Annotated in this window: 13 protein-coding genes; 3 read left to right on the top strand and 10 right to left on the bottom strand. The window is 70.4% G+C overall.

Translation table 11 applies throughout. From position 1 onward, the window contains the following. Nucleotides 1-47: 47 nt before the first annotated feature. The 3 genes from RR1_RS07240 to RR1_RS07230 are packed head-to-tail and all read right to left on the bottom strand — an operon-like array spanning nt 48 to nt 4,038. Entirely contained in the window at nt 48-1,262 is a 1,215-nt protein-coding gene (locus RR1_RS07240) for a M20 family metallopeptidase (protein ID WP_040772923.1), read from the bottom strand. Between the two features lie 5 nt (nt 1,263-1,267). After that, entirely contained in the window at nt 1,268-2,815 is a 1,548-nt protein-coding gene (locus tag RR1_RS07235) for an AbgT family transporter (protein WP_010837956.1), read from the bottom strand. Next, a complete protein-coding gene (locus tag RR1_RS07230; protein WP_010837955.1) occupies nt 2,812-4,038 on the bottom strand; it encodes a M20 metallopeptidase family protein in 1,227 nt (408 codons plus the stop codon). Before RR1_RS07230 ends, RR1_RS07235 begins: the two co-directional genes overlap by 4 nt. 127 nt (nt 4,039-4,165) lie before the next feature. On the opposite strand from RR1_RS07230, the gene RR1_RS07225 reads away from it, so the two are divergent. Then, complete coding sequence (locus RR1_RS07225) at nt 4,166-5,194, top strand: Lrp/AsnC family transcriptional regulator (RefSeq protein ID WP_010837953.1); 1,029 nt, start codon at nt 4,166-4,168, stop codon at nt 5,192-5,194. A gap of 46 nt (nt 5,195-5,240) precedes the next feature. Here the strand turns inward: RR1_RS07225 and RR1_RS07220 are convergent, their stop codons facing one another. The 3 genes from RR1_RS07220 to RR1_RS07210 form a co-directional block, all read right to left on the bottom strand. After that, nucleotides 5,241-5,702 carry an SRPBCC family protein gene (locus RR1_RS07220; RefSeq protein ID WP_010837952.1) on the bottom strand — a complete coding sequence of 154 codons (462 nt, stop codon included), beginning with the start codon at nt 5,700-5,702 and terminating at the stop codon, nt 5,241-5,243. 98 nt (nt 5,703-5,800) lie between these two features. Beyond that, nucleotides 5,801-7,273, bottom strand: coding sequence for an alpha/beta hydrolase (locus tag RR1_RS07215; protein WP_143153749.1), 1,473 nt, complete (start codon nt 7,271-7,273; stop codon nt 5,801-5,803). Nucleotides 7,274-7,284: 11 nt separating this feature from the next. Further along, nucleotides 7,285-7,560 (bottom strand): hypothetical protein, encoded by a 276-nt coding sequence (locus tag RR1_RS07210; protein WP_010837950.1) that lies wholly within the window; start codon nt 7,558-7,560, stop codon nt 7,285-7,287. A 107-nt stretch (nt 7,561-7,667) separates the two neighbouring features. Between RR1_RS07210 and RR1_RS07205 the strand changes: the two genes are divergently transcribed. Both RR1_RS07205 and RR1_RS07200 read left to right on the top strand, forming a co-directional pair. Continuing rightward, nucleotides 7,668-8,399: a haloacid dehalogenase type II gene (locus RR1_RS07205; protein WP_051111137.1), complete on the top strand. Its 732-nt coding sequence runs from the start codon at nt 7,668-7,670 to the stop codon at nt 8,397-8,399. A gap of 41 nt (nt 8,400-8,440) precedes the next feature. Then, nucleotides 8,441-8,971, top strand: a complete 531-nt coding sequence (locus tag RR1_RS07200; protein ID WP_010837948.1) for a gamma carbonic anhydrase family protein — start codon at nt 8,441-8,443, stop codon at nt 8,969-8,971. On the opposite strand, the gene RR1_RS07195 is transcribed toward RR1_RS07200, so the two are convergent. The 4 genes from RR1_RS07195 to RR1_RS07180 form a co-directional block, all read right to left on the bottom strand. Beyond that, on the bottom strand, nt 8,962-9,528 hold the full coding sequence (locus RR1_RS07195) for a TetR/AcrR family transcriptional regulator (protein WP_010837947.1): 567 nt from the start codon (nt 9,526-9,528) through the stop codon (nt 8,962-8,964). The genes RR1_RS07200 and RR1_RS07195 overlap by 10 nt on opposite strands. A gap of 18 nt (nt 9,529-9,546) precedes the next feature. Continuing rightward, nucleotides 9,547-10,257, bottom strand: a complete 711-nt coding sequence (locus tag RR1_RS07190; protein ID WP_010837946.1) for an ABC transporter ATP-binding protein — start codon at nt 10,255-10,257, stop codon at nt 9,547-9,549. After that, nucleotides 10,254-11,381, bottom strand: a complete 1,128-nt coding sequence (locus tag RR1_RS07185; RefSeq protein ID WP_010837945.1) for an ABC transporter permease — start codon at nt 11,379-11,381, stop codon at nt 10,254-10,256. Before RR1_RS07185 ends, RR1_RS07190 begins: the two co-directional genes overlap by 4 nt. A 92-nt stretch (nt 11,382-11,473) precedes the next feature. Then, on the bottom strand, nt 11,474-12,736 hold the full coding sequence (locus RR1_RS07180; RefSeq protein ID WP_010837944.1) for a hypothetical protein: 1,263 nt from the start codon (nt 12,734-12,736) through the stop codon (nt 11,474-11,476). Between the last annotated feature and the right edge of the window lie 120 nt (nt 12,737-12,856).

Here is a 12,856-nt window from a genome sequence, read left to right as displayed (position 1 = left end):
CATGTCGTCGCTCCCGCTGACTCCGTCCGAAGACGAAGAGATCGACGTTACACCGGAGTGTCAGGATCGTCCACTGGTCGCCGCTCGATGCCGAACCCCGCGACCGCAGCGTCTCGTAGCGACGGGTCGCGAAAGACGGCGAGTGCCGTCGCGGCGAGGATCACGGCTCCGTCGGCGATGGTCTTCTCGGCATTCGGCCCTGCTGCAGCAGCGGCGAATTCGCGGGTGTGCGGATGCACGCCCGGTTCGAGGCACACCATCGGGTGGATCGCGGGGACGATGCGGCTGACGTTGCCCATGTCGGTGGATCCGGCCATGACCTCCTGCGGCTGCGGCACCCGGCCGACCGCCGCGAACGCCGCGGCAGCGACGTCGGCGAGCACGGGATCGGGCCGCATCGAGTGATAGGGCGGTGTCCGCTCCTCGATCGTCACAGTGCATCCGGTCGCGAGTGCTCCCGCCTCGAAGCATCGGCGCACGCGCGGAACGATGTTCGCGAGCAACCGATCCTGATCGACGTCGCGGACGAAGCATCGCAGCGCGGTGTGCTCGGGGATGATGTTCGGCGCCTGCCCGCCGTCCGTGACTATCGCGTGCACCCGCACCGCGTCGGGGAGCTGCTGGCGCAGCAGTCCGATCGCGTTGAGCGACAGTGTCGCCGCGTCGAGCGCATTGACACCGTCCGCGGGATCGTTGGCGGCGTGCGCCGCTCGTCCCTCGAACTCGACGTCGAGTGCGATGCGCGACAGGCTCGTTCCGCCGACGGCGTCGAGATCGGCGGGGTGCGCCATGATCGCGACGTCGATGCCGTCCAGCACGCCGCCCTCGATCATGGGCACCTTGCCCGCGGCGCCCTCCTCTCCCGGGCTGCCGATGACGACGACGTGCGCGTCGGTGCCGGGTGCGGCGAGCAGGGCGTCGCGAAGCAGCATCGCGGCACCGAGTCCGAACGCCGCGATGAGGTTGTGTCCGCACGCGTGCCCGATCTCCTCGAGTGCGTCGTACTCGCAGAAGATCGCGACGGTCGGGGCGTCGGGCGCGGCGCCCGGCGTCGACCAGCGTCCGACGAACGCCGTGTCCAGGCCGGCGAATCCGCGCGTGACGGCGAATCCCGCACGGTCCAGCTCGTCGGTGAGCCGCTGCGCCGCATGGTGTTCCGTGAAGCGGATCTCGGGATGTGCGTGAAGATCCGCCGCGACGTCGCAGAGCACGGGGAGCCGCGCGCCGAGGCCGCGGGCGACCTCGGCGACGAGCTCCGGCATCCGGGTCACTGGAGCTCCAGGCCGTGGCCGGGGCCGACGGGAAGACCGAGGAGCCCCCATGCGACGAGCTGCACGAGCCACACGCCCCAGATGATCATGGTGAACGGAATGATGAGGCTGAACAGGGTCCCCAGCCCGGCCTTGGGGCTGTACCGCTGCATGAGACCGAGGACCACCGGCAGCATCGGATTGACCGGAACGAGCGGGTTCGTCGCCGAATCCGTGATCCGGAACGCCGCCTGCGTGTAGGCGGGATCGACGCCCGCGAGCATGAACATCGGGACGAAGATCGGTGCGAGCAGCGTCCACAGGGCCGAGCCGCTGGTGAGCATCAGCGCAGGCAGCGTCACGAAGAGGCTGAAGAGCAGCAGGCCCCACACGCCGCCGAGTCCCGTCGCCTCCATCGCGCCGGCACCACCGGTCGCGATGAGCAGCCCCAGCTGCGACCAGTTGAACCACGCGATCGCCTGTGCCGCAGCGAAGATCACGACGATGAACGGTGCGAGCTCCCGCACGGCGTCGCCCATCAGCTTCGGCACCTGATCCCACGCCGTCAGCGTCTTCGCCGCGACGCCGTACACGATGCCGCCGACGAGGAACATGCCCATCAGGAAGATGGGGATCGAACTCATGAACGGGGACCGCAGAATGGCGCCGCCCTCACCGCGCAGCGGCGACGCGGGTACCACCACGGCTGCGGCGACGACGACGAGGTAGAGCGCGATGGCGATTCCGGCGCGGCGCAACCCGCGCTTCTGGTCGTCGTCCAGTGGCTTCGCGTCGTCGTCGTGCGCCTCGCCCTGATACGGGGTGAGCCGCGGCTCGACGAACCGCTGGCACGCGAACGTGATCGCGGCGGCGAGGATCAGCGTCGAGAAGGACATGAAGAACCAGTTGGCGACGGGCGTGATGTTCGCCTCGGGATCGACGATCCGCGCGGCCTCGGTGGTGATGCCGGACAGCAGGACATCGGTACCCGCCGGCACGACGTTCGCGCTGAATCCCGCCGCCACGGCGGCGTAGGAGGCGGCGAAGCCCGCGAGCGGGTGGCGTCCTGCCGCGAGGAACGCCGCGGCGGCGAGCGGTGGGAGGATGATCATCGCGGAGTCGGACGCGAGATTGCCCATGAGGCTGACGAGCACGACGACGAAGGTGATCGCCGACTTCGGGGCCGAGAGCACCGCGCCGCGCATGAACGAGCCGAGCAGGCCCACTCGTTCGGCGAGCCCGATCCCGAGCATCACCGTGATGATCAGGCCGAGCGGCGGGAACTCGACGAAGTTGTCGATGGCCTCGGTGAGGGCGTACGCGATGCCCTCTCCGGTGAGAATGCCTTTGACGGCGACGGTCTCGCCGGTCACGGGATCCGTCGTGCTCGCTCCGAATGCGGAAGCGAGGGTGGACGCCACGGCGACGAGCCCGGCGACCAGGAGGAACAGGTAGAACGGATGCGGCAGCTTGTTGCCGACGCGTTCGATCGCACCGAGCACGCGCCCGAGACGCCCGCTCGCGTAGGAGATGGTGCCGTCTGTCTCACTGCTGGTGGTCGTCATGCGTACTCCCGTGTGGGCGTGAGGGTTTCGATCCCTCGTTCGAGTCGAGCATGGGCGAGTTCGGCGAACAGTGCGGCGCCGAACGGCAGGACGGATTCGTCGAAGACGACGCTGGGCGAATGGTTGTTGGGGACGGTCGCGGGGTCGGTGCCCGTGGGCGCGGCGCCGAGCATCACCATCGCCCCGGGCACCTCGCGCAGCACTCGCGAGAAGTCCTCGGCGCCGGTGAGCGGGTGTGCCATGCGATGGAAGTGCTCCTCGCCCAGCGTCTCCCGCACGGTGGCTTCCACGAAGTCGACCTCGGCTGCGTCGTTCTCGGTCACCGGATACTTGTCGGTGAACGTGATCTCGGCGGAGACGCCGTGAGCGTGGGCGATCGACTCGACGAGCGTGCCCGCGAGTTCCTTGACCCGCCCACGTGCGTCGTCCGAGAACGCACGCAGGGTGCCCTCGGCGCTCGCCGTCCCCGGAATGATGTTGCGGCGGGTGCCCGCCGCGATCCTCCCGATCGTCACGACGACGGGATCGAACGGGTCGAGCCGCCGCGTCACCATCGTCTGCAGCGCGGTGACGATCTCGCAGAGCGCGGGGATCGGATCGCGCGCGCGATGGGGCGCGGAGGCGTGGCCGCCCTCGCCCGTGACGACGAGGTCGATGTTCGTCGTCGAGGCCATCGCCGGACCGCTGCGCGCCGCGAACGCGCCCGGATCGAAGCCGGTCGTGAACACGTGCATCGCGTACGCGGCGTCGGGCCGGCGGTCCGGAATGTCGAGCAGGCCCTCGGCGAGCATCGCGCCCGCGCCGTCGCAGCCTTCCTCGCCGGGCTGGAACATGAACACGACGTCACCCGTGAGGCGGTGCCGCGCACCCGAGAGCAGATGCGCGGCGCCCGTGAGCATCGTGGTGTGCAGATCGTGTCCGCACGCGTGCATCGTGCCCGGTGTCTCGGAAACGAAGTCCAGTCCCGTGCGTTCGTCGAGCGGCAGTGCGTCCATGTCGGCGCGCAGCAGGACGGTCGGGCCCGGCTCGGCGCCGCGCAGCACCCCGACCACCGAGGTGAGGTCGCGGCCGAGGGTGATGTCGAGCGGGAGTCCGTCGAGCGCGCGCAGCACCCGTTCCTGCGTCCTTGGCAGGTCGAGCCCGATCTCGGGTGCCCGGTGCAGCTCACGGCGAAGTCGCGTCAGCTCCGGTGCCATCGCCATCGCGTCGTCGAGGAAGGGCATGCCGGCCCCTTTCCGTGTCGTGGAGAGTCGCGTCCGCATCGACGCGACCGAATCGCTGGGACGAGCGTCGCCGCGGCTGCGTGAGTACGCAGCGGAGAACCGGAATCAGTCATAAGATGCCGCAGCTATGCGGATATCCACCGATCTGGACGAGACAGATCTGGAGATCGTCAACTGCGTCCAGATCGCGCCTCGCGTGACCTGGAACGAGATCGGGTCGGTACTGCTGATCGGTCCCGACGCCGCGGCGCGACGCTGGAAGCGGCTCGCCGGTGTGGGGCTGACCTGGGTCACGGCCTACCCGCAGCTGTCGTCGTGGGCGAAGTACCACTGCCTGGCGTTCGTCGGGGTCGACTGCGAATTGCGGGCACGCCAGTCGGTCGTCGAGGACCTGGAACGGATTCCACAGGTCGCGTCCGTGTCGCAGATGTCGTCGGGTCGCGATCTGTGGCTGATCGTGCTCTTCGACGACCTGCAGGAACTCGGCCGGTTTCTGCAGGGGCATCTCGCGTCGCTGCCTGGCGTCCGGCGGACGCGGACGTACGCGGTCAGCGAGGTGTACAGCGACGGCGCGCGCTGGAAGCTCGGGGCGCTGCCGCGTGACAGCCATCAGCGGCTCGTCGCGAAGTCCCACGGCAGCCACCTCGAGGGACCGGTCGTGCTGGCGGGTGGGCTGCGTGAGCTGGCCTGCGAACTCGCCCGTGACGGCCGCGCGTCCGCGTCGGCACTGGCACAGCGGCTCGGAACGAGCGCGTCCACCGTGCGGCGCCGCCTCGCGAGGCTCGAGGATGCCGGTGTGCTGACCTTCCGCTGCGAGGTGGCGCAGGTGCTCAGCGGGTATCGGGTGATCGCGACCTACTGGGCGCGTGTCCCACCGGGCGATCTCGACGACGCCGCCCGCGCGATCGGCGCGATGCCCGAGGTGCGGCTCGCCGCGACCGTCACGGGGACCGAGAACCTCATCATGACGGCGTGGCACCGCACGATCGGTGACACCAAGGAATTCGAAGCGCGCGTCGTCGGGCGTTGCCCGACGGTCGACTTCGTGGACAGCGCGATCGCGCTGCAGATGAACAAGCGGATGGGCTGGATCCTCGACGGCGACGGCAGGGGAGTCGCCGCCGTCCCCATCGGCGGCTACGCCGCTCGTGAGTGACTTTCCGGACCTTGCACCGGAAAGTCACTCACCAGCGCGAAGCGCCTCAGGCGTCGGGACGCTGCACGTCGCCGCGCCACGCGCCGGTCTCACGGCCGCGACGCTCGATGAACTCCTTGAAGCTCGCGAGGTCGGATTCGACGCGGCGCTTCACGAATCCGAGCTTGTCCGCGACGTTCTCGGCGAACCCGTCGGGCTCGATGTCCATCTGCGCGGTGATGCGCGTGGTGGTGTCGTCGAGCCGGTGGAAGGTGATCACGCCGGCGTGCTGCGGGCCGTCGTCGGACGTCCATGCGACACGCTCGTCGGGATGCTGCTCGGTGATGGTGGCGTCGAATTCGCGGGTGGACGGACCCACCTTCACGGTCCACCGCGTGTGCGTGTCGTCGAGCTGGGTGATCCGCTCGACACCTTCCATGAACTCCGGGAACGACTCGAACTGGGTCCACTGGTCGTAGACGGTCGTCAACGGGACTTCGACGTCGATGGACGCGGTGTGGGTGCTCATGGCGAAACCTTTCTCGCGGTGACATCCCTCGCGACCGGGTCCGGCCGCATCGGGCTCCACGGGCTCCTACCCGGGTCGCCGATGTGCGAAACGGGCGGTCACGCCGCGGGCGACGCGTCCCCGCGCACGCGGCCGGTCATGACCCCCGCCATCGCCTCGAGCGTCGGGGCGCCGCGCTCCCAGTACGCGCTGTGCGACGCCGCGCTCCACCACGACGGGTCGCCGCCGGTCAGGGGCGTGCCCCAGCCGGGCGTCTGCGCCGGTTGCGGACCGTGAACGACCGTGGGGACGAACCGGATCGGGTCGTCGGGCGCCGTCACGGAATGGATGCGCGTGGCGTTGTCGCGGGGATCGACGGCGTCGAAGCGCAGGTCGGTGGGGTGCTCGACGCCGATCCCGGGGCTCGCGACGAGGATCACGTCGTCGGCGGCGAGCACGTGACCGCCCGAGGCGGCATGGCCGATCACCGTCGTCCCGTAGCTGTGCCCGACGACGGTGAGCGGCACGCCCGGCGAGGTCGCGCGCAGGCCGTCCTGGAACTCCGCGAGCAGTGGCGCAGCGGCGGTCGCGGCCGCACCTCGCGACGCCTCGACGAGTGTCGCGGGTGCGTCGTAGCCGTACCAGACGACGACGGCGGGGTTCGCCGACGGATCGAGCGTGCGCACGGCGTCGAGCATCGCCTGGCCTCGGTCGATGCCGGCGCGCATCGTCGCGATGTTCGCGCCGGTTCCGGGAACGAGGGTGGTGATGGCGTCGGCGGTGTCGGGATCGCCGAGCGACACCGCGACGCGTCCGGCGTCGTCGAACACCGTGAGCAGCCGGTCCGGGCCGAGCGTCGCGGTGAGATCGCGGAGCGCTGCGGCGTGCGTCTGCGCGGGCTCGACCTGCTCGCGCCACTGCCCCTCGCTCGGGTACGCCTCCCGCGCGCTGTGGATCAGTGCGACCTGCCGTTCGGCGCGGGCCAGTGCTTCGGCGAGGTGACGGCGGTTGTACCGGTCGCGATCGGCGTGAGGCAGGCCGTCGCGATTGCCGAGGCTCCGATCGTCCTCGTACGCATCCTCTTTCGTGTCGGCGTCGATCCGCGACCACCACTGCGCGGTGACGGCCACCTCGCCCAGTTCTGCCGCGACGTCGCGCAGCGATGGTGCAGTACCTGCGGCGACGGTGATCTCCCGCGCCGCCCACGCGTCGGTCGCGGCGGCGTCGTCGGCGAGAGCGTGCAGCCTGCTCGTGAACCAGTCGGCGAGCTCGCCGTGAGGTGAAGCGATTCCGTTGGCTGCGAGGGTGATTCCCGCAGCAGGTGCCTCGCCGTCCACGATCGTGCGCACGGCGTCCCGGAGCGCGGACATCCGCTCGTCGAACTCTGCGAGCATCGCGTCGAGCGCGTCGATCACCGCCGCGATGCCGCGCGCCTCGGCCGTGTGCTGTGCGACCGCGTCGTCCAGCCCGTCCCGGGCGATGCCGTGCCAATGCACGTCGATGCGCAGTCCGTCCGTCGCGGCCATCATCCCGTCGCGGGCCGTCGCCAAGGCCGTTCGGTGGGCGCGAACGGCCTCGGTGTCGAACCGCATCGCCGCCGTGATCACGACGCGAGCGCCGCCGCGAACGCGTCGTCACCGTCGCGATACCGGGCCGCGGTCGTGGCGACGTCGTCGTGAAGGACGTCCAGCTCCAGCGCGAGTGCCGTGGCCCGCTGCGCGAGAGTCGCCCATGCCTCGGCGAGCGCCGAGCGTGTCCGCGGCGGCAGGCCGTCGTCGACGGCGGGTGGCGCCACGCAGCACGAGACGACGGATGCGCGCGTGGCGAGGGTGGAGGCGAACAGCTCCAGGTCGTCCGGGTCCACCGACAGTACGGTCATTCGTATGCTCCCCTCCTCGATGGCGCAACGATAGGCTCGGGCGCATGCACTCGGACGTGTGCGCACGTCCGCCTGTGGACGAAGCACCGCCTGTGGACGGAGACGGCATGGCACTCGACGGCACCCGGATCGACGGCACCCGGATCGACGCAGTTCTGTTCGACGTCTTCGGGACGGTGGTCGACTGGCGCGGTTCGGTGGCCCGCGAGGTCGAGATGTGGTCGCAGGAGCGCGGTCTCGGCATCGATGCCGCGGACTTCGCGGACCGCTGGCGTGAGCGATACCAGCCGTCGATGGAGCCGATACGCCACGGTGAGCGCGAGTTCGTGCCGCTCGACGTGCTGCATCGCGAGAGTCTCGAAGCCCTGCTCGCGGAGGAGCAGATCACCGCTTCGGCCGACGAGATCGAGCGCCTCGTCCTCGCCTGGCACCGGCTCGATCCGTGGCCGGATACGATCGAGGGAATCGCCCGGCTGAAGGCGCGCCACATCGTCGCGCCGCTCTCGAACGGCAACATCGCGATGATGCTCGACGTCGCGAAGCGCGCGGGAATTCCGTGGGACGCGATCCTCGGCGCCGAGGTCGTGCGCGCCTACAAGCCGGCGCCCGAGGCGTATCTGCGGACGGCTGCGCTGCTCGCGCTGCCGCCCGAGCGCTGCATGCTCGTTGCCGCGCACAACTACGACCTCGAGGCGGCGTCGCAGTGTGGGTTCAGGACGGCGTTCGTCGTCCGGCCGCGTCAGTACGGCCCGGATCAGCGCATCGATCTCGCGCCCGAGGGCGACTGGGACGTCGTCGTCGACTCCTTTCCAGCGGTGGCGGCCGCACTCGGTGCATGAGCACTCGATAGTGTGAACGCGGACACACCGGGAGGAACAGCATGATCGTGAAGCTGGGAGACGCGGCACCGCAGATCGCGGAGACCGCATGGGTCGCGGACAACGCCACCGTCGTGGGCAGGGTGACGATCGCGGCGGGCGTGGGCGTCTACTACTCCGCCGTGATACGCGGCGACATGGAGGCCATCGAGATCGGCGAGGGCACCAACATCCAGGACGGCGCCGTCCTGCATGCCGACCCGGGCAAGCCGCTCGTGATCGGTAAGGGGATCTCGGTCGGGCACAACGCGATTCTGCATGGATGCACGGTCGAGGACGACGTCCTCGTCGGGATGGGTGCGACGGTGCTCAACGGCGCGCGGATCGGTGCGGGCTCGCTGATCGCCGCGAACGCACTCGTTCCCGAGAACGCGGACATCCCACCGGGTTCGATGGTCGCGGGTGTGCCCGGCAAGGTTCGACGGGAACTGTCCGACGCCGAGAAGCAGGGCATCGTCCTCAACGCGCAGGTCTACAGCGCCCTCACCAAGCAGCACGCGGCACACGCCGTCGTCGTGACGGATCAGGCGTAGGCGAGGGTTTCGCGTACCGCCGCCCGCACCGTCGCGGGCGGCTCGCCGGACTCGAGGAGCACCGTCGCGCTGTGGACGACGGCGTTCACGAGTGCCGCTGCCGCACGGGGATTCGCGGATCCGCCGTCGCGCAGCGCGGCGGTGAGCGGCTCCGCGAGTTCGCCGTGCAGCGCTGCCATCCGTTCGCGGGAGACCGCGTCGGGTTCGAGCCGCGTGAGGGCGCCCACCACGGCGTGCTCGCCCTCCACGACGAGCGCGATGTTCGCGTCGACGTATGCCAGCACCCGCGCCTGCGGGGTGCCGGCGGCGGCCATCGCGGCGCTCACGCGCTCGTTCCATCGCGGGAACATGTCCTCGACGACGGCGGCGAGCAGATCCTGCCGGGACCGGAAGTAGTTGTACGCGCTCGATCGGGCGAGCCCGGCGCGGGCAGCGACGTCGGCGAGTCCCGGTGCGCGGTCGGGTGCTTCGGTGAGCAGCGCACGCGCAGCGTCGAGCAGTGCCCGACGCTGCGCGTTGTGGTGCTCGGCGACCGTCGCGGCGGAGATCTTCGGCATTCGCCTCCTTCCCGGACTTCAGTCGTGCGGGTGCAGCGCGCCGTCCACCATCTCGAGGACGCGGTCGCAGTGGCCCAGCACGTCGTGATCGTGCGTCACCATGATGGTAGCGACCCCGGCCTCGTGGGTTTCACGGGCGAGCAGCGCGACGATCTCCTGGCTGCGCGCGCGGTCGAGCGCCGCGGTGGGTTCGTCGACGAGCAGCACGGCGGGCTCGCCGACGAGCGCGCGGGCGATGCCGACGCGCTGCCGCTCGCCGCCCGACAGCCGCCCCGGCCGCTTGTCCGCGCGATGCGACATGCCGACGGCGTCGAGCAGGGCGTCGGGGTCGCGGCCCGGGCGCCCGGTGATCCGCGGGACCAGTCGCAGCTGGTCGCGGGCGGTGAGGGCGGGGAGCAGGTTGCCGGACTGGAACACGAAGCCGATCTGTTCGCGCCGCAGTGCAGCGAGCCGGCGACGGTTCAGCCCGGACAGGTCGGTCTCGCCGACCCGCACCGTGCCCGACGTCGGAACGGTCAACGCGCCCGCGACGGCGAGCAGGCTCGACTTGCCCGCCCCGGACGGGCCGACGATCGCGACGATCTCGCCGCGCGCGACGTCGAGATCGACGTGATCGAGGGCGGTGACGGTCTGGTCGCCGTCGCCGAACGTGAGGACGACGTCGCGGAGCGAGAGCCCGGTGGCGGTCCGCGGCGTGTCCGAGCGAGTATCGGTGGTGGGGTGGTTCATCGGTTCTCTCCCAGTGCGGCGAGGGGGTCGACACGCGTGATGCGCAGGATGGCGACGACGGCTCCGGCGAGGCCGAGGACGGCGAGCAGCACCGCCCCGTTCACGACGGGGCCGACTTCGAGGGCGAACGGCATCCCGCTGCCTTCGAGGCCGCTGCCGAGCCCGACGCCGAGACCGACACCGACCACGACCGATGCGACGAGCACGACGAGGGCCTGAACGACGCCGTCGCGCAACAGGAATCCGGTGGAAGCGCCCATCGCGCGCAGAACGGCGAGTTCGCGGCTGCGCTGGACCGTCCAGATGCTGAAGAAGGCGCCGACGACGAGCGCCGAGATCGCATAGAGGAACGCTTCGATCATCGACATCGTCATCATCTCGGCGGAGAAGCCGGGCGACGAGTCGAAGGATTCCTCGAGCGTTGTCGCGGAGGTTCCGGCCGCGGCGTCGCCCGCCGCGAGATCCGGTGTGCCGTCGACACCGCGGAGCGCGACCACCGAGGCCTCGTCGTAGATGCGCGGGTCGGGTGTCTCGCCCGCGCGCGTTCCGGCGTGGATCTCCTGCCAGGTGGGCAGTGGCAGGTAGGCGACGTCGACGTGACCGAATGTGCGCTTCTCGGCGGTGAATCCGACGACGGTGAGCTCGGTGCCGAGTCGATCGAGGACGACGGTGTCGCCGATGCTCAGGCCTTCCTCGGCCAGGGCCGCGCTGACGACGATGTCGTGGTCGCCCACGAGGCGTTCTCCCTGCGCGGGTTCGGGTTCGAGGTACGACCCCGGCGTGATGCCGAAGAGGGTGAGGTCCACGGGGGTTCCGGAACCGGTGTGCGCGTTGACGATCGCGTTGCCCATGAGCTCGGCATCGGCGACGTCGGGACGCTCGGCCCAGAGCTGCGCCTGCTCCTCGGTGACGACGGAGCGCGAGAACGCCGAGTCGGCCTTCGTCCCCTCCTCGAATGCGAAGGCGTCGATCGAGGAGCGCTGGAGCGACGAGACGCCGTCGCCCACGAGGCCGGAGGACAGTCCGGACAGGATGACCATGAGGATCGAGATGAGTGCGACGACGGCCCCCATCAACAGGAATCTGGTACGCGCGAACCACAGTTCGCGCAGGGCGAGAAACATGAGCCGTCTCCGAATCGGGCGTGGGCGCCGACGGTTTGTCGACACTGCGTCGAAATCATATCGACGCAATGTCGACAAGTTTCGCCCGGGGGTCACCGCGCGCGTTCGCGCCGCCCGATCACCACGAGAGCGAGCACGGCCACCGCCACCACGACGAGGGCACGTACGACGCCGACCCAGCCGTCCTCGGCGACGGCGATCCAACCTGAGTCCGGCGGCCCGTAGGCGGTCCATCCGAACTCGCTCCCGACCGCCCGGCCGGTCACAGCAGGGAGCATCGCAGCGAGGACGACGGTCGGGGCAGCCGAAGGCAGCACGCAGGCATAGGCGTACACAGCGACAGCGGGGAGTACGAACAGCGCGATCGTGATGCCGACCGAGTCCCATGGCGACGTCGTGAGGAGTGCGGCAGGGACACAGAGGGCGAGGGTCGCCATCGCCCACCACGTGTGAGGACGCCGGTACCCGAGCCACGCTCCGAACGCCGCCGCAGCCGCGGTGCCGAGTGCGGTCCAACTCCAGTGGGTGCCGCCGATCGCATCGGGTGCCCGCACCGCCGTCACGGCGACCGCGACGGCGAGGACCGCCCCGACCCGGCCGGGAAGCCACGGTGCTGCGACGGCTACGGCGATGCCGACGATCACGGTGATCCACGGGGACGGCAGGGTGAACGACGAACCTGTGAGCGATGAACCGGCGAGCGTGTCTGCCTGCGACCGGAACCAGAGATAGAGGCCGACCGACGCGCCGACGGCGCCCACCGCGATGAGCGACGTGCGGCCGTCGACCCGGAAGCTGCGGACGCGGTCGATGGTGCGCGTCTCGCCCCGCACCATCGCGATCACCAGCAGTGCTGCGGTCAGCGGAGCCGCCACGAGCAGCCAGACGGTGGCGGGGTCCTCGGCCGCACTCAGGGGCACGAACTCGGCGTAGCGGCGGGGCATCGCGTCCGTCGGGAAGCGGGTGAGTGCCGGGCCGGCCCACGACCCGGCCAACGCGCCCGTCATCACCAGGATCTGGTGACGCCGCACGTCGATTCCGGTCGCGAGCCGGGCAAGCGAGCCGAGCAACGCCGCGGCGCCCAGGATCGCCGCGGTGTGGGCGACGATCGCGGGCACCGGCAGCGCCGAGACGGTGAGTACGGCGCACGCCGCGAGTGCGATCGCCGTGGCGGTTCTGGCCCGGACGACGAGCGCGGCCACCAGGACCGCGACGAGGGCGACGACACTCGTCGCGAGGGTGTCGTCGAAGACGAACCGGCTCCACGAACCCCGCATGTACGCGACGTTGCTCTGCCGGCCGGTGACCGCCGCACCCGCGGTGAAGGATCCGGGGCGACGGCGATCGGCAGCCACATCATCGGACGGGTCCGCGTCCGAGGAGCAACGCCGCCGCGGGAGCGGCTGTCTTCCCGTGCACGTTCCCCCGTCGCATCCCGTCCTCCTCGTCGGCCGTGTGCCCACACTCTCGGTCAT

Origin of the sequence: Rhodococcus rhodnii NBRC 100604 (assembly GCF_001894925.1) — a bacterium.
Lineage (GTDB): Bacteria > Actinomycetota > Actinomycetes > Mycobacteriales > Mycobacteriaceae > Rhodococcus_F > Rhodococcus_F rhodnii.
Note: the sequence above shows the minus strand (reverse complement) of the source record. Positions and strands in the feature narration are given on the sequence as shown.

Bases quoted from the DNA above. Each gene is read 5' to 3' on its own strand.
- RR1_RS07225 (WP_010837953.1), top strand. From the start codon at position 4,166: ATGCGGATATCCACCGATCTGGACGAGACAGATCTGGAGATCGTCAAC.
- RR1_RS07220 (WP_010837952.1), bottom strand. From the start codon at position 5,702: ATGAGCACCCACACCGCGTCCATCGACGTCGAAGTCCCGTTGACGACC.
- RR1_RS07210 (WP_010837950.1), bottom strand. From the start codon at position 7,560: ATGACCGTACTGTCGGTGGACCCGGACGACCTGGAGCTGTTCGCCTCC.
- RR1_RS07200 (WP_010837948.1), top strand. From the start codon at position 8,441: ATGATCGTGAAGCTGGGAGACGCGGCACCGCAGATCGCGGAGACCGCA.
- RR1_RS07235 (WP_010837956.1), bottom strand. From the start codon at position 2,815: ATGACGACCACCAGCAGTGAGACAGACGGCACCATCTCCTACGCGAGC.
- RR1_RS07190 (WP_010837946.1), bottom strand. From the start codon at position 10,257: ATGAACCACCCCACCACCGATACTCGCTCGGACACGCCGCGGACCGCC.
- RR1_RS07230 (WP_010837955.1), bottom strand. From the start codon at position 4,038: ATGCCCTTCCTCGACGACGCGATGGCGATGGCACCGGAGCTGACGCGA.
- RR1_RS07215 (WP_143153749.1), bottom strand. From the start codon at position 7,273: ATGCGGTTCGACACCGAGGCCGTTCGCGCCCACCGAACGGCCTTGGCG.
- RR1_RS07185 (WP_010837945.1), bottom strand. From the start codon at position 11,381: ATGTTTCTCGCCCTGCGCGAACTGTGGTTCGCGCGTACCAGATTCCTG.
- RR1_RS07205 (WP_051111137.1), top strand. From the start codon at position 7,668: ATGGCACTCGACGGCACCCGGATCGACGGCACCCGGATCGACGCAGTT.
- RR1_RS07195 (WP_010837947.1), bottom strand. From the start codon at position 9,528: ATGCCGAAGATCTCCGCCGCGACGGTCGCCGAGCACCACAACGCGCAG.
- RR1_RS07240 (WP_040772923.1), bottom strand. From the start codon at position 1,262: ATGCCGGAGCTCGTCGCCGAGGTCGCCCGCGGCCTCGGCGCGCGGCTC.